Genomic DNA, 23,924 nt, shown 5'->3' on the forward strand with positions numbered 1-23,924 from the left:
ACCCCGTGGAGGGAGTCTGCCTTTGTCATGCCGCTTCAGAGAACGCCTTCGTCCCGCAGCTTCTTGATGTGGGCCTCATCATACCCCAGCGATTGCAGGATTTCATCGCTGTGGGCACCCAGCTCCGGCCCCAGCCATCTGGTCTGGCCGGGCGTCTCGGACATCTTGGGCGTGATGCCCGGCAGCTTGACCGGCGTACCGTCGGCGAACTGGTGCTGCTCGAACATGTCGCGCGCCAGGAATTGCGCATCGTTCATCATGTCCTTGACCGAATAGATCTTGCCGACCGGCACATCGGCGGCCTGCAGCGTGGCCAGGGCGCCATCGATGGTCTGCGTGTCGCACCACTGCTGGATGGCGGCATCGATTTCCTCGGTGCGCGGCACCCGGCCATCGTTGCGCGCCAGGCCGGCATCGCTGGCCATGTCGTGGCGGCCGATGGCGACCATCAGGCGCTTGAAGATGGCGTCACCGTTGCCGGCGATGACGATGTTCATGCCATCGCCCGTGGTATAGGTGTTGGACGGCACGATGCCCGGCAGAGCGCCGCCCGTCCGTTCACGCACCACACCGGCGAAATCGAATTCGGGCACCATCGATTCCATCATGTTGAAGACGGCTTCATACAGGGCAACATCCACCATTTGCCCCTGCCCTGCCACGCACTGGGCGCCGGACTTGCCGTTCCAGCGACCACCGGTGACATCGCGATGACGCAGCGCCATCATGGCACCGATCACGCCGTGCAGCGCTGCGATGGAGTCGCCGATGGAAATGCCGATGCGCACCGGCGGACGGTCCGGATGACCGGACACGTAGCGGATGCCGCCCATCGATTCACCGATGGCACCGAAGCCCGGCAGGTCGCGCAGCGGACCGGTCTGACCGTAGCCGGACAGGCGCACCATGATGGTGGCCGGGTTCAGCTGCCTGAGGTCGTCGTAGCCGAGCTTCCATTTCTCCAGTACGCCGGGCCGATAGTTCTCGATGATGACGTCGGCGTCCAGGGCGAGCTTGCGGGCGATCTCCTGGGCGCGCTCATCCTTCATGTTCAGGGTGATGCTCTTCTTGTTGCGCGCCTGGACCGACCACCACAGCGAGGTGCCGTCCTTGAGCACGCGCCACTGACGCAAGGGATCCCCATTGCCGGGGGCTTCGATCTTGATGACCTCGGCACCGAACTCGGCCAGCATGCGCGAGCAGAAGGGCCCCGCAATCAGCGTGCCCAGTTCGAGTACCTTGATGCCGGCCAGCGGACCGGGCTTGGATGTGGCTGTGCTCATCGTGCTTGCACCGGATGCCTGGCAGAAGCGGCCTGCGGGCGATCCGATGTTCTCCTCTCTGTCGATGCTGCGGGATCCGGCTCTTGTGGGGGTATGGCCGGTGTCCTGGAATGCAGTGGATTCGGGTGATGCTGCGCGGCGGGCAAGAGCACGGCACGGTGTGCGGGTTGATCAACACCTTGCAGCTCCTGGCCTGACGTCATACGTGCGCGCCGGCAGCCCACATTCTATTGCAGCATGCGCGCAATGTCGCGCATTTTGACCGTCATTGGCGACGTCATGCCTGCAAGTTTTTCATCTGAAAACGATCTCCCGGGCATCGGGTACGCAGCGGACGAGCATGGGCCGTCGCCTGCCGCTCAGGTAGTACGGCGATCCAGCATGGCGCGGGCGATGGTGCCGGCGTCCACGTATTCCAGTTCACCGCCGACCGGTACACCCCGCGCCAGACGACTGACCTTCAGGCCGCGGGCCTTGAGGGTTTCGCTGATGTAGTGGGCGGTGGCTTCCCCCTCGTTGGTGAAATTGGTGGCCAGTACGACTTCGCTGACCACGCCATCGGTGGCACGGGTGATGAGTTTTTCGAGATGGATGTCGCGCGGCCCGATCCCGTCCAGCGGCGAGAGTCGGCCCATGAGTACGAAGTACAAGCCCTTGAAGGTCAGCGTCTGCTCGATCATGACCTGGTCCGAGGGCGATTCCACCACGCACAGCTGAGTGTGGTCGCGCTGGCTGTCCTGGCAGGTTTCGCAGACGACCTGTTCGGTGAAGGTATTGCACAGCGCGCAATGACGGATGGTATCGAGCGCCTTGGCCAGCGACTGGCTCAGGTCGGCGGCAGCGTCGCGATCGTGCTGCAGCAGGTGGTAGGCCATGCGCTGCGCGGTCTTGGGGCCGATGCCGGGAAGCCGGCGCAGCGATTCGGTCAGGAGGGTGAGACTGGAGGGCGTTTTCAATTGCGGTCTACGGAATAGCGGAAGGCTTCCAGCGCCTCTGCCGTCATGGAGGGGACGAATTCGATGATCTCGTATTCGGCCACGCCACCGATGAAGAAGGGATCGGATTCCATGATGGCTTCGATCTCGGCACGGTCGGCACAGTCGGCAATGATGATGCCGCCGGTACGCGGCACCTTGCGGCCGGACATCAGGAATACGCCCTCGGCATATTGCTGGTTGAGGAATTTCTTGTGCGCAGTCAGCAAGGAATCGATTTCGCTTGCCGGCCTGGTGTATGTGATCGAGACGATGAACATGGTGCCTCCACTAAGCAATCCTGCATTCCATCAGAATCAGACTGTCCCGCGCGATGCTGCCTGCGCCCGGCGGCACTGGCCACCGGGCAGAGGAGCGCATCAGAACGGCATCTTGAAGCCCGGGGGCAGCGGCATGCCGGCGGTGACGCCCGACATCTTTTCCTGGGCGGTGGCTTCGGCCTTGCGCACGGCATCGTTGAAGGCGGCGGCGACCAGGTCTTCCAGCATGTCCTTGTCGTCAGCCAGCAGCGACGGGTCGATGGAGACACGCTTGACGTCGTTCTTGCAGGTCATCACGACCTTCACCAGGCCGGCGCCGGACTGGCCCTCGACTTCGATGCTGGCCAGCTGTTCCTGGGCCTTCTTCATGTTGTCCTGCATGGCCTGTGCTTGCTTCATCAGACCTGCCAGTTGACCTTTCATCATGCTCATTGCTCCTTGTTTCAATTCACGGAATTCTATCGCGTTTGGGCAGACGGTCGGCAATCCTTGCCTCGCCGTCCATGCCTCACAACGCCTGGATCGACCCCGGCACGATGGACGCGCCGAACTCGCGCATCATGCTCATCACGAAGGGATCGCTCTTCATCTTCTGTTCGGCCTTGCGCTGGCGCTCGGCACGTTCGGCCTCGGCCACGGCATTGGCGGTATCGGCCACGGCGCCGATCTCGGTCTCGACCCGGATTTCCTTGCCAAAACGCTCAGACAGGGCCGCGACCAGTTTTTCGATGCTGCCCGAGGAACGCAGGGTTTCCAGCGGGATACGCAGGTGGAAGCAGACGTTGCCGCCATTGAGCGCCTCGCAACGCACCAGTTCGCTCTGGAAGGCCATCTGGTGTGCCACGCCGCGCAGCGCGGTAAGACTGGCCGCCAGCGTCGGCCAGTGGCCATCCCAGCCCAGTTCGGCGGCAATGCGTGCAGTTTCCTGCTGCTGCGCGGGAGTGGCGGCCGGACGCTGGGGCGCGGGAGGTTCTGCGGGTGCCGCTGCGGAGGTGGCAGGAGCAGGCGCAGTATCCATTCTTTCTTCGGCAAAGCCGGGCATCGGCACCGCGGGCGGCATGGCGGACGAACCGGTATCGTCTTCCCAGGGGGGGATGGCGTCGAAAGGAGGTGGCTCGGGCATGTCCGGCGGGATCGACTGCGCAGCACGGCCCGCCTGCGACGGCGCCACGGCTGGGGCGGTCGGCGCTGGCGCACTGGCAACTGCTGCGGGGGCAACCGAGGGGACGGGTGCCGTCGACGGTGCTGGCGCTGCCGGCCGGGCAGCCGCCTTGCCGCCCTTGCCGCCGCGCAGGGCCATGAGCGCCGCCTCGCGTGCCGAGGTCGGTGCAGCCGGTGCAGCCGGTGCAGCCGGCGCAGCAGTGGCGGCAGCAGGCGTTGCCGCAGGCGCCGATAGCGGCGGCGTCTGGCTTGGTGCTGGTGCCGGGGTAGGCGCAGCGGCAGCCTGCGGTTGCGCACGGTTGACCGGTGCGCTCGTCACGGCGGCCTGCGGCGCCAGCAGGGGTGCGGCCTGGCGCGGCGCGGCCGCACGGCCGCCACCGGGCGCGGGCGGAAGCGGTGCGCTGGCGCTGGCACTGACCGGACGGAAGGCCAACATGCGCAGCAGCGTCATGCTGAAACCTGCATATTCGTCAGGGGCCAACCCCAGTTCATTGCGGCCATGGACGGCGATCTGGTAGAACAACTGCACATGCTCCGCACTGAACTGGCCGGACAGGCGCAGAATATCTTCACGATTGGGCAGGTCATCGGCCAACGCGGCCGGCACGGCCTGGGCCAGCGCGATCTGATGCAGCAGCGTGCCCAGATCCTGCAGGGCGGCGTTGTAGGACAGGCTGCGGGTGGCCATGTCATCGGCCACAGCCAGCAGCGCGGCGCCGTCCTGGAGCGCCAGGGCATCGAGGATGCGGATCAGGTAGGACTGGTCGAGCGCACCCAGCATGCCCTGCACGGCTTCCAGCGTGACCTTGCCGGCGGCATAGGCGATGGCCTGGTCGGTCAGCGAGAGCGCATCGCGCATGGACCCGGATGCGCCTTGCGCCAGCAGGCGCAGCGCGGGCGGATCGAATTCGATGCCTTCCTGGTTCAGGATGTTGTCGAGATGGCCGATGATGTGGCCCGGTGGCATCTGCTTGAGGTTGAACTGCAGGCAGCGCGACAGCACGGTCACGGGAATCTTCTGCGGATCGGTGGTGGCCAGGATGAACTTGATGTGCTCGGGCGGCTCTTCCAGCGTCTTCAGCATGGCGTTGAAGGCGTGGTTGGTGAGCATGTGCACTTCGTCGATCATGTAGACCTTGAAGCGCGCGTTCGAGGGAGCATAGATGGCCTGTTCCAGCAACTGCGCCATCTCGTCCACACCGCGGTTGGAGGCGGCGTCCATCTCGATGTAGTCGACGAAGCGGCCGGCATCGATGGCCACGCAGGCCTCGCACACGCCGCAGGGCGCAGCGGTGATGCCGCCACTGCCGTCGGGACCGACGCAATTGAGCGACTTGGCCAGGATGCGCGAGAGCGTGGTCTTGCCCACGCCACGGGTGCCGGTGAAGAGATAGGCGTGGTGCAGCCGCTGCTGTTCGAGCGCGTGCGTCAGCGCGCGCACGACGTGTTCCTGGCCGACCAGGGTGTCGAAGCTGCGGGGACGGTATTTGCGGGCGAGAACTTGATAAGACATGGAGTGGCTGCCGTGGGCTTTTTGGCTCAGGGGGGCATTTTAAGCTATTTCGCCGCCGCCAACGCCTTTGCCTGCACGCTGCCGCCCTGCCCCGGCATCAGGCCGGTGCGCGACGCGCCTTCTTCTGCGCATACATGGCCAGATCGGCGCTGTGCAGGAGCGCTGCCAGGTCGGCGTGTTGCTGCGGATCATATTGCACCACGCCCACGCAATAATCGAGCTGATACTGGCGCCCAGCGCTCTGGTTGAAGACTTGCAGGGCCCCCTGCAGATGCTCCAGCACCACCGGGACGTCGGACAGCGCGGTATTGGTCAGGAAGACCGCGAATTCATCCCCGCCCAGGCGACCGATGACATCGGACTCGCGCAGACTGGTCAGCAGCAGCCCGGCAAAATCGGCCAGCGCCAGGTCGCCTTCGGCGTGACCGAAGCGATCATTGATCTGCTTGAAATGATTGAGGTCGAATCCCAGCATGCAGGCTGGCCGGCCGGTGCGCTTGCCGGTGGCCATGGCATGCCGCGCCAGCGACTCGAAACCGCGCCGGTTGGATACGCCGGTCAGCTCGTCGATGGTGGCCAGTTTCACGGCGGCCAGCTCCTGCTCCACCATGGCCGCCAGATCCTTGAGCAAGGCCTGCTCATCGGCCTCAAAAGCGCGCGGCCGGGTATCGACCAGGCACAGCGTACCGAGGGTGAAACCGCTCTCGCTCTTGATGGGGCATCCCGCATAGAAACGGATGAAAGGTTCGCCGGTGACCTGCGGATTGTCGGCGAAGCGCGGATCGAGCCGGGCATCAGGCACGATGGTCAGACCTTCATGCAGGATGGCATGGGCGCAGAAGGAAACGTCGCGCGAGGTCTCGGTGGCATCTCCCATGCCGACACAGGACTTGAACCACTGGCGATGGACATCGATCATCGTCACCACCGCCATCGGCACATCGAACAACCGCCGGGCCAGGCGGGTCAGACGGTCGAATCGTTCTTCGCGCGGGGTATCGAGGATGCGCAGCGAATGCAGGGCGTCGATACGGGCGGCTTCATTGGCGGGCAGCTCGGCGATTCTCATGGTCATCAGCACAGAATGGACGTGGGTACCACCTTTAACGAAAGGCTGCGAATGACTTTAACCCCAAATTTTTGGAGAAACAAGAATTAGTTTTTCACAATTGCACCACCGCTTGTCGGCTTTTGCTGTCAGCCGCTGCATCCTTGTCGAGCACGAATGACAGGCTCCCCGCTCCCCGGCCTGCCACGCGCTTACTTGCCGGCCGCCGCCTTTTCAGGAGCCTTGTCGGCGGGCTTGTCCGTCATTTTTTCCGCTGCCTTGTCGTCGGACCTGGCGGACCTGGCAGCGCCCTCCCCGGCCTTGTTCTCAGCCCGTGAGGACTTGCCTTGCCTGCCGTCCTTGGGTGCCGTTGCGGCCGCCCCCGCCTTGGCCTGCCCGTTGACCGTCAGTCCGTTGGCGGACAGCTTCACGGCCGCCTTGTCCTTGATGCCCTTGACGCGCTGTTCCAGGTCGGCCCAGTCCTTGAAGGCGCCGCCTTTCTGGCGCTCTTCCAGGATGCGTCTGGACATGGAAGGTCCGATTCCGCGTACGCCGTCCAGCGCGGCCTGGTCGGCCTTGTTGACGTCCACCTCGGCCCAGGCCAGGGCGGTGGCGGCGAAGAAGCTGAGGATGAACAACAGGGTTTTCTTCAACATGATGTTTCCTTTCGACTTGCAACGTTCGGTTGGAGGAAAAACAAAGGGCAGCCCACCCGAAGGTGGACTGCCCTTGCTCAACGAAAACCGCATCAGCCTGTTGACCGAAATTGCGCTAGAAATCGCCCTCAAATCAGGCTGCGAGCAATTCCTCGCGCGTGACGGTGGCCGTGCCCAGCTTGCCGACCACGATGCCGCCGGCGCGATTGGCCATGGTCACCGCATCGACCAGCGAAGCGCCCGCACCCAGCATCACGGCCAGGGTGCCGATGACGGTATCACCGGCACCGGAGACGTCATACACCTCACGCGCCATGGTCGGGAAGTGCGTAACTTCACCATCGCGATAGAGGCTCATGCCTTCTTCCGAACGGGTCAGCAGCAGGGCTTCGAGATCGAGTTCGGCGCGCAGCTTCTGGGCGCGTGCAGTGAGCTCTTCCTCGTTCTTCCACTGGCCGACGATACGCACCAGTTCCGACTTGTTGGGCGTGAGCACGGAGGCCCCCGCATAGCGTGCGAAATCATCGCCCTTGGGATCGACCAGGATGCGCTTGCCCAGCTTCCGGGCGGTGGCGATCATCTCAGCCACGTTGACCAGACCGCCCTTGGCGTAATCGGAAAAAATGATCACATCGTAGTCAGCCACCAGTGAATTGAATTGCGTGAGCTTGTCGCGCAACACCGTATCGGTCGGGGCTTCCTCGAAATCGATGCGCACCAGTTGCTGCTGGCGACCGATCACGCGCAGCTTGACGATGGTGGAGATGCTGGGGTCGCGGTTGAGATGGCTGCGGATGCCCATCTCGCCCAACATGCTGTCCATCACGCGGGCCGGTTCATCGTCGCCGGTCACGCCCAGCAGCGCCGTCTGCGCACCCAGGCTGGCGGTATTGCGGGCGACGTTGGCGGCGCCGCCCAGGCGCTCTTCCTTGCGTTCGACGCGCACCACCGGGACCGGGGCTTCGGGCGAGATGCGATTGACTTCCCCGAACCAGTAACGGTCCAGCATGACGTCGCCAACAATGAGGATGCGGGCCGCATCCCAGGCGGTCGCGATGTTCTTGTCCACGATGTGCTCTACCTTCCTATCCAGGTTGCGCGGGGGCTTATTGCACGCGCGCTTGCAGTGAACGGCCGATGCCGTAGTACTCGATGCCACTGTCGGCCATGAGCTGCGGATCGAACAGGTTGCGCCCGTCGAAGATCACCGGATGGTTCAGCGCTGCCTTGACGCGTTCGAAATCGGGGCTGCGGAAGGCCTTCCATTCCGTGACGATGGCCAGGGCATCGGCGCCTTGCAGCGCGTCCATCGGCGAAGAGGCAAAGCGGATGCGCTGCAGGCCGGCGCTCTCCTCGGCAAAGTCCAGTTCCAGTACGCGGGCGGCTTCCTTCATGGCCACCGGATCGTAGACCGCCACGCTGGCACCGCGCCGCACCAGTTCACCGATCAGCACGCGCGAGGAGGCTTCACGCATGTCATCCGTGTTGGGCTTGAAGGCCAGGCCCCAGATGGCGAAGTGCTTGCCGGACAGGTCCTGGCCAAAGCGCGTCACTACCTTCTTGCCCAGCACGTGCTTCTGCAGGTCGTTGACCTGCTCCACGGCGCGCAGGATCAGCAGCGACTGGTCGTAATCACGCGCGGTACGTTCCAGGGCCTGCACATCCTTGGGGAAGCAGGAGCCGCCATAGCCGCAGCCGGCATACAGGAAGCTGTGGCCGATGCGCGGATCGGAGCCGATGCCGTGGCGCACCGATTCGATATCGGCACCGACACGATCAGCCAGGTTGGCCAGTTCGTTCATGAAGGAAATGCGCGTGGCCAGCATGGCGTTGGCGGCGTACTTGGTGAACTCGGCCGAACGCACGTCCATCCAGTAGGTGCGTTCATGGTTGCGGTTGAAGGGGGCGTAGAGCTTCTTCATCAGGGCCTGGGCGCGCAGGCCATCGGCGGTCTGATCATGGCCGATGACGATGCGGTCAGGGCGCATGAAGTCCTCGACAGCAGCACCTTCCTTCAGGAATTCCGGATTGGAGACGACCGAAAAATGCAGCTCGGTCTGGTCGCGTGCGGCCAGTTCTTCCCTGATCGCTGCCGTGACGCGGTCGGCCGTACCGACCGGCACGGTGGACTTGTCCACCACCACCTTGAAGCCCTGCATGTGACGGCCGATGTTACGGGCAGCCGCCAGCACATATTGCAGGTCGGCCGAACCGTCTTCATCAGGCGGGGTGCCTACGGCGATGAACTGGATGTCCCCATGGGCCACGCTGGCGGCCACGTCGGTGGAGAACTGCAGGCGGCCAGCCGCGCGGTTGCGCGCCACCACTTCTTCCAGCCCGGGTTCGTGGATGGGAATGCCACCGTTGTTGAGAATGTCGACCTTGCGCTGGTCGACATCCAGGCAGAATACGTCGTTACCCAGTTCGGCCAGACAGGCGCCGGTCACCAGGCCTACGTAGCCGGTGCCGATGATGGTGATTTTCATGTTGGTTCCTAAGTTCAAGTACAGCCCGCAAGGGCCTCAATTCATGACATTCAATTCTTCAGTGCGGCGCGGCGGATAGGTCTCCCACTGGCTGCAACCCGGGCATTGCCAGTAGAACTGACGCGCCTTGAAGCCGCAGTGACTGCACTGGTAGCGCGCCAGCTTCTGGGTGTAACCGTGCACCAGGGTCTTGACCACGGCCAGCTCGGGACGCACGGTCTGGGGCGCACTCATCATGCGCGCTTCCAGGAACTTGTCCAGGCCCAGCAGCGTCGGGGTGCGGCGTAATTCTTCACTCACCAGCACATTGGCCGCGTCGACACCATCGGCATCCAGCACGGCCTTGAAGACCACTTCCAGCAGGTCGATCGAGGGCGCTTCGGCCAGGTAGGCGCGCAGCAGGTTGATGCCCTCCTGCGGACGGCCCACGGCAATGTAGCCATCCATGAGGCGCTGTGCCACCAGGGCGGTGTGCGGCACGCTCTGGTGCTCGACGCGGCGCCAGGTTTCCAGCGCACCTTCGATATCGCCGCGCGCGCGCAACGCGTCGCCCATGAGCATGGTGGCGCGCACGCTCTTGCGGTCGGCGGCCAGGGCCTTGTCCAGCAAGGCCATGGCCGCCTCGGTATTGGTGCGCACCAGTTCGTCGGCAGCCAGTTCGCAGTAGAACTGGGCAATCTCGCGCTGGCGTCCACCGGCGCCGGTGGCCTGCAGGATCTCGGCAGCGGAGATGGCACGCTCCCATTCCTTCTCGCGCTGGTAGATTTCCAGCAGGGCGCGTCCGGCCTGGGCGCTGTAGGGGGTGTCGATGAGCTTGTTGAAGGTTTCTTCAGCACGGTCCAGCAGACCCGCCTTCAGGTAATCCTGGCCCAGCTCGTAGAGTGCATGGCCATGATGCTCGGCCGGCAGGTCGGGACGCGCCAGCAGGTTCTGGTGCACACGGATGGCGCGCTCGGTCTCGCCACGGCGGCGGAACAGATTGCCCAGGGCGAAGTGCAATTCCACCGTTTCAGGGTCCAGCTTGACGATCTCGATGAAGGCATCGATGGCCTTGTCGGGCTGCTCGTTGAGGAGGAAATTGAGCCCCTTGAAATAGCCGCGCGGCAGAGTACGCGACTCGGAGAGCAACTGGTTGATATCCACCCGCGCAGCAATCCACCCCAGGCCGAAGAAGACCGGGATGCCGAGCAACCACCAAAATTCAAATTCCATAAATAGTGAAAGACAATTAGAGGATGTGCTGCGCAGTGATGACGCTGTCAGGTTGCGGCGGCTGGGCCTGCACCTGGGCGATTTCTTCCTGTTGCTTCTGAACTTGCGACAGCGCCTTCTTGTAGCGCGTGGCTTCGCGGCGGTGGCGCAGCACCAGCGGTGCCATGGCCAGCACGCCCAGGACGGCGCCGATCACGAAGAAGGCCAGCAGCACCAGCACCAGCGGGTCGGTACGTTCATAGCCGAGGAAGAAGTGCATGGTCACTTCCTGAGTATTGCGCAGCGCAAAGAAGAAGAAGAACACGAACAGGATGGCCGCGATCAATCGGGACAGTATTTTCATGGCGTAATCCTTTCTGGCGGGTCGTGATATTGCCCGAAGGCAGGCAGGCCAGGCTCGCCGGTAAGCGGTGCCGGTCTGCAGCATTATTGCGCTGGACGGAAAAATCGCGCCTGTTTCGCGCGCATTCCCGGTCAATCCGGGGTAGATCGGGATTGTACGTGAAAAAAAACGGCATCCAAAGATGCCGTTCATTTTGTTGATCTGCCTTTACACCCGTTCACCTGGCGATGTCCGAATGTGCAGCATTCAACGATTATTACTGCTCGCGGGCGCAGAAAACTTCATTTGCGCCCGGCAAGAACTGTCTGGTCACAGGCTCAGCCGGGTCAATCCTCGCGGATTGGCTGGCCGACCATCGCATCGACGCGTTCGCGCAATTCCTTGCCCGGCTTGAAGTGGGGGACCCGTTTTTCAGGGACCATCACCTTGTCACCAGACTTGGGATTGCGGCCGATACGCGGCGGACGGCGGTTGAGCGCGAAGCTGCCAAAACCACGGATCTCGATGCGCTGGCCGGTCGCGAGAGCGTCGACCATGGCATCGAGGATGGTTTTGACCGCGTAATCCGCATCCTTGGCAACAAGTTGCGGATAACGCTCAGCCAGACGGGCGATCAGCTCCGACTTTGTCATCGTGACCGGAAGATCAGTTCTTGTTGTCGAGCTTGGCCTTGAGCAGCGCGCCCAGGCTGGTGGTGCCCGAAGCAGCGTTGGAGTCAGCCGACATCTTCTGCATGGCTTCCTGGGTCTCGGCGTTGTCCTTGGCCTTGATCGACAGCTGGATGCTGCGTGCCTTGCGGTCGATGTTGATGACCAGGGCTTCGACGGCATCGCCAACCTTCAGGTGGGTACCGGCATCTTCCACGCGGTCGCGGGAGATTTCGGAAGCGCGCAGGTAGCCTTCGACTTCGTCGGTCAGCTGGATCACGGCGCCCTTGGGCTCAACCGACTTGACGGTACCGGTCACGATCGCACCCTTGTCGTTCAGGGCAGCGAAGTTGTTGAACGGGTCGCCTTCCAGTTGCTTCACGCCCAGGGAGACGCGCTCGCGTTCCACGTCGATGGCCAGCACAACGGCTTCCAGCTCGTCGCCCTTCTTGAACTTGCGCACGGCTTCTTCGCCAGCTTCGGTCCAGGACAGGTCGGACAGGTGCACCAGGCCGTCGATGTTGCCCGGCAGGCCGATGAACACGCCAAAGTCGGTGATCGACTTGATCGAACCCTTGACCTTGTCGCCCTTCTTGTGGCTCATGGCGAAGTCGTCCCACGGGTTCGGCTTGCACTGCTTCATGCCCAGGGAGATACGACGACGCTCTTCGTCGATTTCCAGAACCATGACTTCGACTTCGTCGCCCAGCTGGACAACCTTGTTCGGGGCCACGTTCTTGTTGGTCCAGTCCATTTCGGAGACGTGCACCAGGCCTTCGATGCCTTGTTCGACTTCCACGAATGCACCGTAGTCGGTCAGGTTGGTGACCTTGCCGAACAGGCGGGTGCCTTGCGGGTAGCGACGCGACAGGCCGGTCCACGGATCGTCGCCCAGTTGCTTCACGCCCAGGGAGACGCGGTTCTTCTCTTGATCGTACTTGAGGACCTTGGCGGTGATCTCTTGGCCAACCGACAGCACTTCCGACGGGTGACGCACACGACGCCATGCCAGGTCGGTGATGTGCAGCAGGCCGTCGATGCCACCCAGGTCAACGAACGCACCGTAGTCGGTGATGTTCTTGACGATACCGGTGACGACGGTGCCTTCCTTCAGGGTTTCCATCAGCTTGGCGCGCTCTTCGCCCATCGAGGCTTCGATCACGGCACGGCGCGACAGAACGACGTTGTTGCGCTTGCGGTCCAGCTTGATGACCTTGAATTCCAGGGTCTTGCCTTCGAACGGGGTGGTGTCCTTGACCGGACGGGTGTCGACCAGCGAACCCGGCAGGAAGGCACGGATGCCGTTGGTCAGAACGGTCAGGCCGCCCTTGACCTTGCCATTGACGGTACCGGTGACGATCTCGCCGGACTCCATCGCCTTTTCCAGCGAGAGCCACGATGCCAGACGCTTGGCCTTGTCGCGCGACAGGATGGTGTCGCCGAAACCGTTTTCCAGGGATTCGATCGCAACGGAGATGAAGTCGCCGACGTTGACTTCGACTTCGCCGTTGTCGTTCTTGAATTCTTCAACAGGGATGAAGGCTTCGGACTTCAGGCCGGCGTTGACGATCACGAAGTTGTGATCCAGGCGCACGACTTCTGCCGAGATGACTTCACCCGAACGCATGTCCTGACGCGACAGCGATTCTTCGAACAGAGCAGCAAATTCGCTGGAGGTATCAACACCTGCAGCGATAACGGTAGTGGTAGACATAAAAGAAAGTAAGAAAGATTGGCCGGTATCCGTGTGATGCAATCAAGCTGACTTGCACTGCCGTCTTCGTTGCCGCCGACGACATGGGTACTGGGTTAGGTTTATCAACACCCGTCAGACTTTGCATCTGCCGGGCACCAATGGCACTACGGGTACAACAAGGACTTGCCCATGATGGGTCCTGAACATGCCGTTTCAAGCGGATTGCAACGGATTTCAGTGCCCCAGGGCAGCGTACCAGCTGAGTACCTGCTGCACCGCTTCGTCAGCGGTCATGTCGGATGTATCCAGGTGATATGCACCCTCCGCAGCCTTCAAGGGGGCCGACGAGCGGTTCATGTCGCGTTCGTCGCGCTCCTTCAAATCTCTGGAGAGGTCTTCGATATTAGCAGAAAAACCCTTGTCAATCAATTGCTTATAGCGCCTTGTGGCGCGTGCTTCCACACTGGCAGTCAAAAATACCTTCAAGCGGGCAGCGGGGAAGATGACGGTACCCATGTCACGGCCATCGGCCACCAGGCCCGGAGGTTTCCTGAATGACAACTGAAGTCCGTACAGGGCCTGGCGAACCGAGATCAGCGCGGCGATCTTGGAGGCGGTATTGCCGACCTCCTCGGCGCGGATAGCCTGGGTCACGTCTTCATTGGCCAGGAAGATATGGGCACCATCGAAGTGGCAGTGCAGGTGTTCGGCAGCCTTGGCCAGGGCATGTTCATCGTCCAGCGCGATGCCGCGACGCAACACGGACAGTGCCGTCAGGCGGTACAGCGCGCCCGAATCGAGGTAATGGAAACCCAGTTCACGCGCCACTTTCTGGGCCACGGTGCCCTTGCCCGAGGCAGTGGGGCCATCGATGGCGATGACCGGTATCTTTGCTTTTTCCATGGCCTGAACCCTTTATCTGTGAATAATTTAGTGTAATTCCGTCAAACACAGGGTTTATCAGATCAAGGTTTGTTCGGCAATCTTTTTGAAGACGTCGAAGTAATCCGGGAAGGTCTTGGCCACGCATTTGGGGTCGTTGATGCGGATACGGTTGCCACGCCGCAATGCACCATCCAGCGCCGCCAGCGAGAAGCACATGGCCATGCGGTGGTCATCGTAGGTATCGATGGCGGCCGTACCGATCTCGGCCGGAGGCGTCACCGTCAGGTAGTCGGCACCCTCTTCCACCTGTGCGCCCAGCTTGCGCAATTCGGTCGCCATGGCCGCCAGGCGGTCGGTTTCCTTGACGCGCCAGCTGGCGATGTTGCGCAGGGTACTGGGACCGTCGGCATAGAGCGCGGCCACGGCGATGGTCATCGCCGCGTCGGGAATATGGTTGAAGTCGGCATCGATGGCCTTGAGCGGGCCGTTGGAGGAGGCTTCGATCCAGTTCTCGCCCATGGTGATGGTGGCACCCATCTGCTCCAGCGCTTCGACGAAGCGCACGTCGCCCTGGATGCTGTCGCGGCCCACGCCCTCGACCCGGATCGGGCCGCCGGTGATGGCACCGGCCGCCAGGAAGTAGGAGGCCGAGGACGCATCGCCCTCGACATGGATGCTGCCGGGGCTGCGGTAATGCTGGCCCGCCTTGATGGTGAACTGTTGCCAGCCGTCCCGTTCGACTTCCACACCGAAGCGGCGCATCAGGTTCAGGGTGATCTCGATGTAGGGCTTGGAGATGAGCTCACCCACCACCTCGACCTGCATGGCCTCTTCACGTGCCATCAGAGGAGCCGCCATCAGCAATGCCGTCAGGAACTGGCTGGAGACATTGCCGCGCACCTTCATGCGCGAGGACGCGAGCTGGCCACGACGGATGTGCAGGGGTGGATAGCCGGGATTGCCGGTGTACTCGATACGCATGCCGACGGCATTCAGGGCATCCACCAGGTCGCCAATCGGACGCTCGTGCATGCGCGGCACGCCATGCAGCGTGTAGTCGCCGCCCAGCACGGCCAGGGCTGCGGTGAGCGGACGGATGGCGGTACCGGCATTGCCCATGAAGAGATCAGCCTGGTGCACGGGCAGCATGCCGTTGACGCCATGGACGATGTAATCCTGGGTCCCTTCGATCTGCTCCCACTTCACGCCCAGCGTCTGCAGGGCCATCAGCATGACCAGCGTATCGTCTGAAGCCAGCAGGTCAAAGATGCGGGTAGTACCGCCCGAGAGCGCCGCCAGCAGCAGGATGCGGTTGGAGATGCTCTTGGAGCCCGGCAACTTGACCGTGCCTTGCACGTGCGGGACCGGATTCAGATCGATATGGCGGGGGTAGGAAGGCTGTTTCATCTTGCTGGCTTTTCTGTGGATGATTCGTTGGAGGAATCCGGCCGCCCAGGCGGCCTTGGTGATGGGCTCTGGAAGAAATATTCAGTTGGTCTTGCGCTCAGCCGCTTCGATGGCTGCGGCCCATTGCTGGCGGGCATGCTGGGCGCTGGCATAGACCTTTTCGATGGCGGCACCATCGCTGGCGGCAATCATCGCGCGAATACCCTGCAATTGCACCAGATAGGCATCGACCTCGGTGAGCAAGGCGTCACGGTTGGCCAGCGTGATGTCGCGCCACATCTCCGGCGAGGAAGCGGCAATTCGGGTGAAATCGCGAAAACCGCTGGCAGCGTACTGGAACAGCGTGTCGGCATGCGGCTTGGCGGCGATGTCATCCACCAGCGCGAAGGCCAGCACGTGCGGCAGATGGCTCACCGAGGCAAAGACCGCATCATGCTCCTGCGGCGAGAGCCGATGGATGATCGCGCCACAGGCACGCCAGGCTTGCGCCACGGTCTCGACGCCGGCGCCACTATTCTCGGGCAAGGCGGTGATGACCACCTTCTTGCCTTCATACAATTCCGCCAGGGCCGCTTCCGGCCCATGCTTTTCGCGTCCGGCAATCGGATGGGCCGGGACGAACTGGCCAATCCGTTCACCCAGCGCCTTGCGGGCGGCAGCGACCACATCGCTCTTGGTACTGCCGGCGTCGGTGACGATGGCCTGGGGATCGAGGTGCGGACGGATGGCGGCCAGGATGGCTTCGGTCTGCGCGACCGGCGCGGCCACCAAAATCAGGTCGGCGCCCGGCACGGCGGCGGCCGCATCGGTGGCGATGGCATCGATGATGCCCAGCTCGCGCGCGCGTTCCAGGCTGGCCAGCGAGCGGCCCACGCCGACGATGTGATCGGCCTGGCCGGCACGGCGCAGCGCCAGGGCGAACGAGCCGCCGATCAAGCCCACGCCGAAGATGACGACTTTCTTGAACACGTTGAATTCAGCCTTCAAAGGTGGCAGGAGGGCAGGCGCTCACAGGCCCAGCGGATAAGAGCCCAGCAGCTTGAAGAAGGCCGCATTCTGGCGCAGCTCTTCCAGCGCCCTGGCGACCTTTTCATCCTGCTCATGGCCTTCGAGGTCGACGTAGAAATAATATTCCCACGCGCCCATGCGGGCCGGGCGCGACTCGAAGCGCGTCATCGACACGCCATGGCGCGCCAGCGGGGCCAGCAGGTTGTAGACCGCACCGGCCTTGTTGGGCACCGACAGCACGATGGAAGTCTGGTCGCGGCCCGACGGTGCCGTGCGCAAACGGCCGATCACCGCAAAGCGGGTGCGATTGTGCGGATCATCCTGGATATGGGCATTGACCGTCTGCAGGTTGTACTTCTGGCCGGCGATTTCGCCGGCAATGGCCGCCACGCTTTTATCTTCACCTGCCATGCGCGCGGCCTCGGCGTTGGAGGCCACCGCCTGGCGCTCGATGGCAGGATAATTCATATTGAGCCAGGCATTGCACTGGGCGAGGGCCTGCGAGTGGGCGCAGATGCGGGTGATGCCGTCCATGTTGCCGCTGGTCGTCATCAGGCTGTGATGCACGGGGATGGCAACTTCGCCGCTGATGGTCAGCGTAGTCTGCAGCAGCAGATCCAGGGTGCGATTGATCACGCCTTCGGAGGAATTCTCGATGGGTACCACGCCGAAATCGGCGGTACCGGCTTCGGCATCGCGGAACACTTCATCAATTGATACACACGGCAAGCCTTCGATGGCGTGACCGAACTGCTGGTACACCGCCTGTTCGCTGAAGGTACCTTCGGGGCCGAGGTAAGCCACCACCACACGCTTTTCCAGCGCGCGGCAGGCCGACATCACTTCGCGGAAGATGGTCTGGATATCGGTGCCCAGCAAGGGGCCGGGATTGCGGTCGGCGGCGCGGCGCAGCACCTGGGCTTCGCGCTCGGGGCGAAACACCGGGGCATTGGTCTCGGCCTTGACGTGGCCCACTTCCTGCGCGACGCGGGCGCGCTGGTTCAGCAGGTCGAGGATCTGCGCATCGATGGCATCGATCTTCTGGCGCAGGGGTAGCAACTTGTCGTCACTCATCTTGCTCTTTCAGGTGTTGCACGGCGCGCGGGCACTACGAGCGGCCGGCGGCGCACCGGGCATGGCGTTGGCTTGGCGCACGGCCACGGCCTGCACTGCGCGGGCGCTGCGCCCGGCCAGATGCGGCCTCAACCGTGCTGCTGTTCGAAGTCTTTCAGATAATCGACGAGAGCCTGTACGCCCTCGATCGGCATCGCGTTGTAGATCGATGCACGCATGCCGCCGACCGACTTGTGGCCTTTCAGCTGCAGCAGGCCGCGCTCTTTGGCGCCGGCCAGGAAGGTGTCATTGAGCGACTCATCGCGCAGGAAGAACGGCACGTTCATGCGGGAACGGCAATCCGCTGCGATCCGGTTGCTGTAGAAATCGGTGCTGTCCAGGTAGCCGTAGAGCAGCCCGGCCTTGGCGATGTTGCGCGCTTCCAGCGCGGCCACGCCACCCTGGCGCTTGATCCACTGGAACACCAGACCGGCGATGTAGATCGCGTAGGTCGGCGGGGTGTTGTACATGGAATCGTTGTCGGCCACGATCTTCCAGTCGAAAGCCGAGGGACAGAACGGCAGCGCGTGACCCAGCAGGTCTTCGCGCACGATGACGATGGTCACGCCAGCCGGGCCGATGTTCTTCTGCGCGCCACCATAGATGACGCCGTATTTGGACACATCCACCTCGCGCGAGAGGATGTGCGAGGACATGTCCGCCACCAGAGGTGCACCGTCGGTATCGGCCGCGACCTCGGGCGTGTACTGGTATTCGACGCCGTCGATGGTCTCGTTGCTGCAGATGTGCACGTAGGCGGCATTGCGCGAGAGCTTCCAGTCGGCACGTGCCGGGATGCTGGAGAACTTGCGGTCGGCCGAGGAGGCTGCCACGTTCACCGTGCAGTAACGCCCCGCTTCCTTGATCGACTTGGTCGACCAGGAACCGGTGTTGATGTAATCGGCCACACCGGCCTCATGCTTGCCCGCCGGCGAACGCAGCCCCGCCAGGTTCATCGGGATGATGGCGTTCTCGGCAATGGCCCCGCCTTGCAGGAACAGCACCTTGTAGTTGGAAGGAATGTTCATCAGCGCGCGCACGTCAGCCAGCGCGGCTTCGATGATGGACATGTATTCCTTGCCGCGATGGCTCATCTCCATGACCGACATGCCACTGCCATGCCAGTCCAGCATCTCGTCGGCTGCCTGTTGCAGCACTTCCTTGGGCAATACCGCCGGACCGGCGGAAAAGTTATAGACCATGTCTGCGTTCGCCATCAAAAAAGGCGGCAGGCGCTTGGCCCACCGCCTTGAACTTGCTTTACTCGCCAGCGGCAGGTGTTTCGCCGCCGGCAGCCTCGGTACCTTCGCTTTCGATCGCGTCTTCCACATCGGACTCGACCACGCGCTGCAGGCCGGACAGCTTGGTGCCGTCTTCCACTGCAATCAGGGTCACGCCCTGGGTCGCGCGGCCCATCTCGCGAATCTCCGAGACACGGGTGCGGATCAGCACACCGCCGGTGGTGATCAGCATGATCTCATCGGTGGAATCGACCAGGGTCGCGGCCACGACCTTGCCGTTGCGCTCGCTGGTCTGGATGGCGATCATGCCCTTGGTGCCGCGACCGTGACGGGTGTATTCGGTGATCGGAGTACGCTTGCCGAAGCCGTTTTCGGTGGCGGTGAGCACGGACTGCTGTTCATTCTCGGCCACCAGCAGGGCGATGACCTGCTGGGTTTCTTCCAGGTTCATGCCGCGCACGCCACGGGCGGTACGGCCCATCGGACGCACGTCGTTTTCATCGAAGCGCACGGCCTTGCCGCCGTCGGAGAACAGCATCACGTCATGCGCGCCATCGGTCAGGGCGGCACCGATCAGGAAGTCGCCTTCATCCAGATCGACCGCGATGATGCCGGCCTTGCGCGGATTGGAGAAGTCCGACAGCGGGGTCTTCTTGACCGTGCCCAGGCTGGTGGCCATGAAGACGTAGCGGTCGTCCGGGAAACTGCGATTGGCGCCCGACACCGGCAGGATCACCGTGATCTTCTCGCCATCCTGCAGCGGGAACATGTTGACGATGGGCTTGCCGCGCGAATTGCGCGAACCCTGCGGCACTTCCCAGACCTTCAGCCAGTACAGGCGGCCGCGGTTGGAGAAGCACAGGATGTAGTCGTGCGTATTGGCGATGAAGAGCTGGTCGATCCAGTCGTCATCCTTGGTGGCCATGGCCTGCTTGCCGCGACCGCCACGCTTTTGCGCGCGGTATTCAGAAACCGGCTGCGACTTCATGTAACCGGTGTGCGACAGCGTGACCACCATGTCTTGCGGGGTGATCAGGTCTTCGGTAGCCAGGTCGGTGGCGTTGTGCTCGATGGTGGAGCGGCGCTCGTCCTTGGAACCAATGCCGTAGTCGTTGCGGGCGGCGTTGAGTTCGTCGGTGATGATGGCGGTCACGCGGGCCGGCTTGGAGAGGATATCCAGCAAGTCGGCGATCTGCGCCATCACGTCCTTGTATTCATTGACGATCTTGTCCTGCTCCAGGCCGGTCAGGCGTTGCAGACGCATCTGCAGGATTTCCTGGGCCTGTTCGTCGGAGAGCTTGTAGAGACCATCGGACTGGATGCCGTAATGGGCCGGCAGGCTTTCCGGACGGAAGGCTTCGATGCCGCCCGGGTTGCCTTCGCCGGTGCGGGCCAGCATCTCGCGCACCATGGACGAATCCCAGGCGCGGTTCATCAGCTCGGCCTTGGCGATCGGCGGGGTCGGTGCGGCGCGGATGATGGCGATGAAGTCATCGATGTTGGCCAGCGCAACAGCCAGGCCTTCGAGCACGTGGCCGCGTTCGCGCGCCTTGCGCAGTTCGAACACGGTGCGGCGGGTGACCACTTCGCGGCGATGCGAGAGGAAGCATTCCAGCAGCTGCTTCAGGTTCAAGAGGCGCGGCTGGCCATCGACCAAGGCCACCATGTTCATGCCGAAGGTGTCTTGCAGCTGGGTCTGCTTGTAGAGGTTGTTGAGCACAACCTCGGGCACTTCACCGCGCTTCAATTCGATGACCACGCGCATGCCCGACTTGTCGGACTCGTCGCGCAGGTCGGAGATGCCTTCGAGCTTCTTGTCGCGCACCAGCTCGGCGATGCGTTCGAGCAGCGCCTTCTTGTTGACCTGGTAAGGCAGCTCATCGACGATGATGGCGATGCGGCCTTCGCGGCCATATTCCTCGAAGTGGGTCTTGGCGCGCATGACCACGCGACCGCGGCCGGTGCGATAGCCATCGCGCACGCCCGAGACGCCATAGATGATGCCGCCGGTGGGGAAGTCCGGCGCCGGCACCAGTTCGATCAGTTCATCGATGGTGCAGTGTTCGTTGGCCAGCAGGTGCAGCGCGCCGTTGATCACCTCGGTGATGTTGTGCGGCGGGATGTTGGTGGCCATGCCCACGGCGATGCCGGAGGAGCCGTTGACCAGCAGGTTGGGAATACGCGTGGGCAGGACCGAGGGTTCCTTTTCCTTGCCGTCGTAGTTGGGCACGAAATCGACGGTTTCCTTTTCGATGTCGGCCAGCAATTCGTTGGAGATCTTGTCCAGGCGGCACTCGGTATAACGCATCGCGGCAGCACCGTCGCCGTCGATGGAACCGAAGTTGCCCTGGCCATCGACCAGGGTGTAGCGCAGCGAGAAGTCCTGGGCCATGCGCACCAGGGTGTCATAGATGGAGGCGTCACCGTGCGGGTGATATTTACCCATGACTTCACCGACCACGCGCGCGCACTTCACGAACGGGCGGTTCCAGACATTGTTCATCTCGTGCATCGCATACAGCACGCGGCGGTGCACCGGCTTCAAGCCATCGCGCACATCCGGCAGTGCCCGACCCACGATCACGCTCATGGCGTAATCGAGGTAACTCTTGCGCATCTCTTCTTCGAGGGAAATGGGGATGGTTTCTTTAGCGAATTGATCCATTGGAGAGTCGAAAGATGTTTCCCGGCCAGAAAATCATGCCGGGCGGGCGTGGCCCTTGGACTGATCAGAACAGCACATTCTAGCACGCCAGGAGGGTCAAAAGCCCGTCAAAGGCCCTCATCGCCCCGGCAACGGCATGCTTCGCGATGGCAGCCGGTCCGGTGCCCACCATCACCGCATGCGCCGCAAAGCTCCTCCCAGCGCCTGAGAGCGACCAAACAGGGGGGCCGAGCGCCTATATATATTAGAGCGCCCGAATTCAGCAACCAGCATTGCCACCCGGCATCGAATGCTTCTCCGCCGTGGATTGCTGTCAAATGGCCAATTTGGGGAAATTTTCCGAAACTCACTTTCCCGGTGCACGCCATCGGGAGAAACCCCACGCGCCGGGAGGCACGATGCCGCGGAGAAAATGGCAACTACTTGCCCGAGTGAAAATGCGCGAACTGTATGAAAAATAAGGATTTTCTCTAAAAAATCCGGCTTTTTTCTGCCTTAAAGGAACAAAAACGGGCCAAAAATATCGCGTTGCGAAGAAACAACACAGTCCCAAAAACGTTGTCTGGACCAATTGGCAAGCATCGCTGAAGGTCGATCCGTGTGGCAGAATGGCGGCTAAGTTCATTACTAGCCCCATGGAACAAGGGCCGGTGACGACCTGAACACATGATATTATTCATTTTTTGATGTCGTAATCTTGTAGCGCAGTTTATCTGCGGATATCTCACCCGAGAGGAGAAACATGAACAAATTAGCAAAACTCGTCTTCGCTGCTGCGTCCGCAGCCATCGCACTGTCTGCCACCGCTCAGGAAACCAAGGACATCAAGGTTCGTCCCGGCAGCCTGTACCTGCAAGATGGCCGTGACGTCGTGACCCGCAGCGGTTACGGTCTGTGCTGGCAAACCGCTTACGTGAACGGTCCGTGCGAAGAACCGCCCGCACCGGCTCCGGTTGCCGCTGCTGTTGCTCCGAAGCCCGCTCCGGCTGCTGCTCCGACCTCGGAAAAAGTCACCTACGCTGCTGACGCCTTCTTCGATTTCGACAAGGCAACCCTGAAGCCGGCTGGCAAGGCCAAGCTGGACGAACTGGTTGGCAACCTGAAGGCCATCAACCTGGAAGTCATCATCGCCGTCGGCCACACCGACTCGATCGGTTCCGTCGCCTACAACCAGAAGCTGTCGGTTCGTCGTGCTGAATCCGTCAAGGCTTACCTGGTTTCCAAGGGCGTTGAAGCCAACCGTGTCTACACCGAAGGCAAGGGCAAGTCGCAACCGGTCGCTGACAACAAGACCGCTGCTGGCCGCGCCAAGAACCGTCGCGTGGAAATCGAAGTTGTGGGTACCCGCAAGTAATCGATTGACGCTACAAGCAGTCATGAAAACCCCGCTTCGGCGGGGTTTTTTTATTCCTGATGCGTTTGCGCGTCATGTACGGACAAGCCCGGCCTTGTCCCGCAATTGCGGCCGATGTTGATCTGGCCCAGGCCACCCGCAGCGTCGGATTGGGCTATCATTAGGCCCCATGAACACGACCAATGCGACCATGAACGCCGATCCCCAAGAGATCCAGAAATTCAGTGAACTGGCCCATCGCTGGTGGGACCCGGGTTCCGAATTCCGTCCCCTGCACGAAATCAACCCGCTGCGCCTGGAGTGGATCAACGCCCGTGCACCGCTGGCCGGCAAGAAGGTGATCGACATCGGCTGCGGCGGCGGCATCCTGGCTGAATCGATGGCCAGGAAAGGCGCCGACGTCACCGGCATCGACCTCTCCGACAAGGCGCTGAAAGTGGCCGACCTGCACAGCATGGAGTCCGGCGTACAAGTGCGCTACGAGAAGATCGCCGCCGAAGACATGGCCGCGCGCGAAGCCGGCCAGTATGACGTGGTGACCTGCATGGAGATGCTGGAACACGTACCTGATCCGGCCGCCATCGTGCGTGCTGCGGCCACCCTGGCCAAGCCGGGCGGCAAGCTGTTCTTCTCCACCCTGAACCGCAACATGAAGTCTTACGTCATGGCCATCATCGGTGCCGAATACGTGCTGCGCCTGCTGCCCAAGGGCACGCATGACTACGCCAAGTTCATCACCCCGGCCGAGCTGGCGCACTACACGCGCGAGGCCGGCCTGCAGATCGACGGCTTCAAGGGCATGGGCTACAACCCGCTGACCAAGATCTATTCGCTCAACGACGACACCAGCGTGAACTACCTGGTGGCCTGTACCAAACTGGGCTGAGCGAGCGTTCGCGCCCCCCGCCTGCCTGCTCTCGTCGTGCTCACATCGCCGCAGCCATCGGCTGC

General features: G+C 62.4%; 21 protein-coding genes. 2 read left to right on the forward strand and 19 right to left on the reverse strand.

The genetic code is table 11. From position 1 onward, the window contains the following. Positions 1-35 precede the first annotated feature (35 nt). The 19 genes from GWL_RS14685 to gyrA form a co-directional block, all read right to left on the reverse strand. Positions 36-1,283 carry a CaiB/BaiF CoA-transferase family protein gene (locus GWL_RS14685; protein WP_008331537.1) on the reverse strand — a complete coding sequence of 416 codons (1,248 nt, stop codon included), beginning with the start codon at positions 1,281-1,283 and terminating at the stop codon, positions 36-38. A gap of 359 nt (positions 1,284-1,642) precedes the next feature. After that, entirely contained in the window at positions 1,643-2,239 is a 597-nt protein-coding gene (gene recR / locus GWL_RS14690) for a recombination mediator RecR (RefSeq protein WP_008331539.1), read from the reverse strand. Continuing rightward, positions 2,236-2,538, reverse strand: a complete 303-nt coding sequence (locus GWL_RS14695; protein WP_008331540.1) for a YciI family protein — start codon at positions 2,536-2,538, stop codon at positions 2,236-2,238. The genes recR and GWL_RS14695 overlap by 4 nt, the downstream gene beginning before the upstream one ends. A gap of 99 nt (positions 2,539-2,637) precedes the next feature. Further along, positions 2,638-2,964, reverse strand: a complete 327-nt coding sequence (locus GWL_RS14700) for a YbaB/EbfC family nucleoid-associated protein (RefSeq protein WP_008331542.1) — start codon at positions 2,962-2,964, stop codon at positions 2,638-2,640. Between the two features lie 82 nt (positions 2,965-3,046). Then, positions 3,047-5,212, reverse strand: a complete 2,166-nt coding sequence (locus GWL_RS14705; RefSeq protein WP_008331544.1) for a DNA polymerase III subunit gamma/tau — start codon at positions 5,210-5,212, stop codon at positions 3,047-3,049. Between the two features lie 97 nt (positions 5,213-5,309). Further along, entirely contained in the window at positions 5,310-6,281 is a 972-nt protein-coding gene (locus GWL_RS14710; protein WP_034351217.1) for a diguanylate cyclase, read from the reverse strand. A gap of 191 nt (positions 6,282-6,472) precedes the next feature. Next, complete coding sequence (locus GWL_RS14715; protein ID WP_008331547.1) at positions 6,473-6,916, reverse strand: helix-hairpin-helix domain-containing protein; 444 nt, start codon at positions 6,914-6,916, stop codon at positions 6,473-6,475. A 133-nt stretch (positions 6,917-7,049) separates the two neighbouring features. Then, complete coding sequence (gene rfaE1 / locus GWL_RS14720; RefSeq protein WP_008331548.1) at positions 7,050-7,985, reverse strand: D-glycero-beta-D-manno-heptose-7-phosphate kinase; 936 nt, start codon at positions 7,983-7,985, stop codon at positions 7,050-7,052. A 37-nt stretch (positions 7,986-8,022) separates the two neighbouring features. Then, positions 8,023-9,402, reverse strand: coding sequence for a UDP-glucose/GDP-mannose dehydrogenase family protein (locus GWL_RS14725; protein ID WP_008331549.1), 1,380 nt, complete (start codon positions 9,400-9,402; stop codon positions 8,023-8,025). A gap of 36 nt (positions 9,403-9,438) precedes the next feature. Then, the gene (gene lapB, locus GWL_RS14730; protein ID WP_008331550.1) at positions 9,439-10,614 is read right to left on the reverse strand and encodes a lipopolysaccharide assembly protein LapB; all 1,176 of its coding nucleotides are present in this window, start codon (positions 10,612-10,614) and stop codon (positions 9,439-9,441) included. Positions 10,615-10,630: 16 nt separating this feature from the next. Further along, entirely contained in the window at positions 10,631-10,957 is a 327-nt protein-coding gene (locus tag GWL_RS14735; protein WP_008331551.1) for a lipopolysaccharide assembly LapA domain-containing protein, read from the reverse strand. Positions 10,958-11,283: 326 nt separating this feature from the next. Continuing rightward, complete coding sequence (locus GWL_RS14740) at positions 11,284-11,589, reverse strand: integration host factor subunit beta (protein ID WP_006462119.1); 306 nt, start codon at positions 11,587-11,589, stop codon at positions 11,284-11,286. A 13-nt stretch (positions 11,590-11,602) separates the two neighbouring features. Next, positions 11,603-13,318 (reverse strand): 30S ribosomal protein S1, encoded by a 1,716-nt coding sequence (gene rpsA, locus GWL_RS14745; protein ID WP_008331552.1) that lies wholly within the window; start codon positions 13,316-13,318, stop codon positions 11,603-11,605. A 216-nt stretch (positions 13,319-13,534) separates the two neighbouring features. Further along, the gene (gene cmk / locus GWL_RS14750) at positions 13,535-14,203 is read right to left on the reverse strand and encodes a (d)CMP kinase (protein WP_008331553.1); all 669 of its coding nucleotides are present in this window, start codon (positions 14,201-14,203) and stop codon (positions 13,535-13,537) included. A gap of 57 nt (positions 14,204-14,260) precedes the next feature. Continuing rightward, on the reverse strand, positions 14,261-15,592 hold the full coding sequence (aroA, locus tag GWL_RS14755) for a 3-phosphoshikimate 1-carboxyvinyltransferase (protein ID WP_008331554.1): 1,332 nt from the start codon (positions 15,590-15,592) through the stop codon (positions 14,261-14,263). 81 nt (positions 15,593-15,673) lie between these two features. Next, positions 15,674-16,561 carry a prephenate dehydrogenase/arogenate dehydrogenase family protein gene (locus tag GWL_RS14760; protein WP_008331555.1) on the reverse strand — a complete coding sequence of 296 codons (888 nt, stop codon included), beginning with the start codon at positions 16,559-16,561 and terminating at the stop codon, positions 15,674-15,676. A 39-nt stretch (positions 16,562-16,600) separates the two neighbouring features. Further along, a complete protein-coding gene (pheA, locus tag GWL_RS14765; RefSeq protein WP_008331556.1) occupies positions 16,601-17,674 on the reverse strand; it encodes a prephenate dehydratase in 1,074 nt (357 codons plus the stop codon). Positions 17,675-17,802: 128 nt separating this feature from the next. Next, the gene (gene serC, locus GWL_RS14770) at positions 17,803-18,915 is read right to left on the reverse strand and encodes a 3-phosphoserine/phosphohydroxythreonine transaminase (protein ID WP_008331557.1); all 1,113 of its coding nucleotides are present in this window, start codon (positions 18,913-18,915) and stop codon (positions 17,803-17,805) included. Positions 18,916-18,973: 58 nt separating this feature from the next. Beyond that, a complete protein-coding gene (gene gyrA / locus GWL_RS14775; protein ID WP_008331558.1) occupies positions 18,974-21,619 on the reverse strand; it encodes a DNA gyrase subunit A in 2,646 nt (881 codons plus the stop codon). 742 nt (positions 21,620-22,361) lie between these two features. Between gyrA and ompA the strand changes: the two genes are divergently transcribed. Beyond that, positions 22,362-22,973, forward strand: a complete 612-nt coding sequence (gene ompA, locus GWL_RS14780) for an outer membrane protein OmpA (RefSeq protein ID WP_008331561.1) — start codon at positions 22,362-22,364, stop codon at positions 22,971-22,973. 169 nt (positions 22,974-23,142) lie between these two features. Further along, complete coding sequence (ubiG, locus tag GWL_RS14785; RefSeq protein ID WP_008331562.1) at positions 23,143-23,859, forward strand: bifunctional 2-polyprenyl-6-hydroxyphenol methylase/3-demethylubiquinol 3-O-methyltransferase UbiG; 717 nt, start codon at positions 23,143-23,145, stop codon at positions 23,857-23,859. Positions 23,860-23,924 lie beyond the last annotated feature (65 nt).

The organism is Herbaspirillum sp. GW103, assembly GCF_000261365.1.
Taxonomy (GTDB): Bacteria; Pseudomonadota; Gammaproteobacteria; order Burkholderiales; family Burkholderiaceae_D; genus Herbaspirillum.

Coding starts and splice junctions, on each gene's coding strand:
- GWL_RS14735 (WP_008331551.1), bottom strand. CDS start 10,957: ATGAAAATACTGTCCCGATTGATCGCGGCCATCCTGTTCGTGTTCTTC.
- serC (WP_008331557.1), bottom strand. CDS start 18,915: ATGGTCTATAACTTTTCCGCCGGTCCGGCGGTATTGCCCAAGGAAGTG.
- cmk (WP_008331553.1), bottom strand. CDS start 14,203: ATGGAAAAAGCAAAGATACCGGTCATCGCCATCGATGGCCCCACTGCC.
- pheA (WP_008331556.1), bottom strand. CDS start 17,674: ATGAGTGACGACAAGTTGCTACCCCTGCGCCAGAAGATCGATGCCATC.
- ubiG (WP_008331562.1), top strand. CDS start 23,143: ATGAACACGACCAATGCGACCATGAACGCCGATCCCCAAGAGATCCAG.
- GWL_RS14710 (WP_034351217.1), bottom strand. CDS start 6,281: ATGAGAATCGCCGAGCTGCCCGCCAATGAAGCCGCCCGTATCGACGCC.
- GWL_RS14725 (WP_008331549.1), bottom strand. CDS start 9,402: ATGAAAATCACCATCATCGGCACCGGCTACGTAGGCCTGGTGACCGGC.
- gyrA (WP_008331558.1), bottom strand. CDS start 21,619: ATGGATCAATTCGCTAAAGAAACCATCCCCATTTCCCTCGAAGAAGAG.
- rpsA (WP_008331552.1), bottom strand. CDS start 13,318: ATGTCTACCACTACCGTTATCGCTGCAGGTGTTGATACCTCCAGCGAA.
- GWL_RS14715 (WP_008331547.1), bottom strand. CDS start 6,916: ATGTTGAAGAAAACCCTGTTGTTCATCCTCAGCTTCTTCGCCGCCACC.
- GWL_RS14705 (WP_008331544.1), bottom strand. CDS start 5,212: ATGTCTTATCAAGTTCTCGCCCGCAAATACCGTCCCCGCAGCTTCGAC.
- ompA (WP_008331561.1), top strand. CDS start 22,362: ATGAACAAATTAGCAAAACTCGTCTTCGCTGCTGCGTCCGCAGCCATC.
- GWL_RS14700 (WP_008331542.1), bottom strand. CDS start 2,964: ATGATGAAAGGTCAACTGGCAGGTCTGATGAAGCAAGCACAGGCCATG.
- GWL_RS14695 (WP_008331540.1), bottom strand. CDS start 2,538: ATGTTCATCGTCTCGATCACATACACCAGGCCGGCAAGCGAAATCGAT.
- GWL_RS14685 (WP_008331537.1), bottom strand. CDS start 1,283: ATGAGCACAGCCACATCCAAGCCCGGTCCGCTGGCCGGCATCAAGGTA.
- lapB (WP_008331550.1), bottom strand. CDS start 10,614: ATGGAATTTGAATTTTGGTGGTTGCTCGGCATCCCGGTCTTCTTCGGC.
- aroA (WP_008331554.1), bottom strand. CDS start 15,592: ATGAAACAGCCTTCCTACCCCCGCCATATCGATCTGAATCCGGTCCCG.
- GWL_RS14740 (WP_006462119.1), bottom strand. CDS start 11,589: ATGACAAAGTCGGAGCTGATCGCCCGTCTGGCTGAGCGTTATCCGCAA.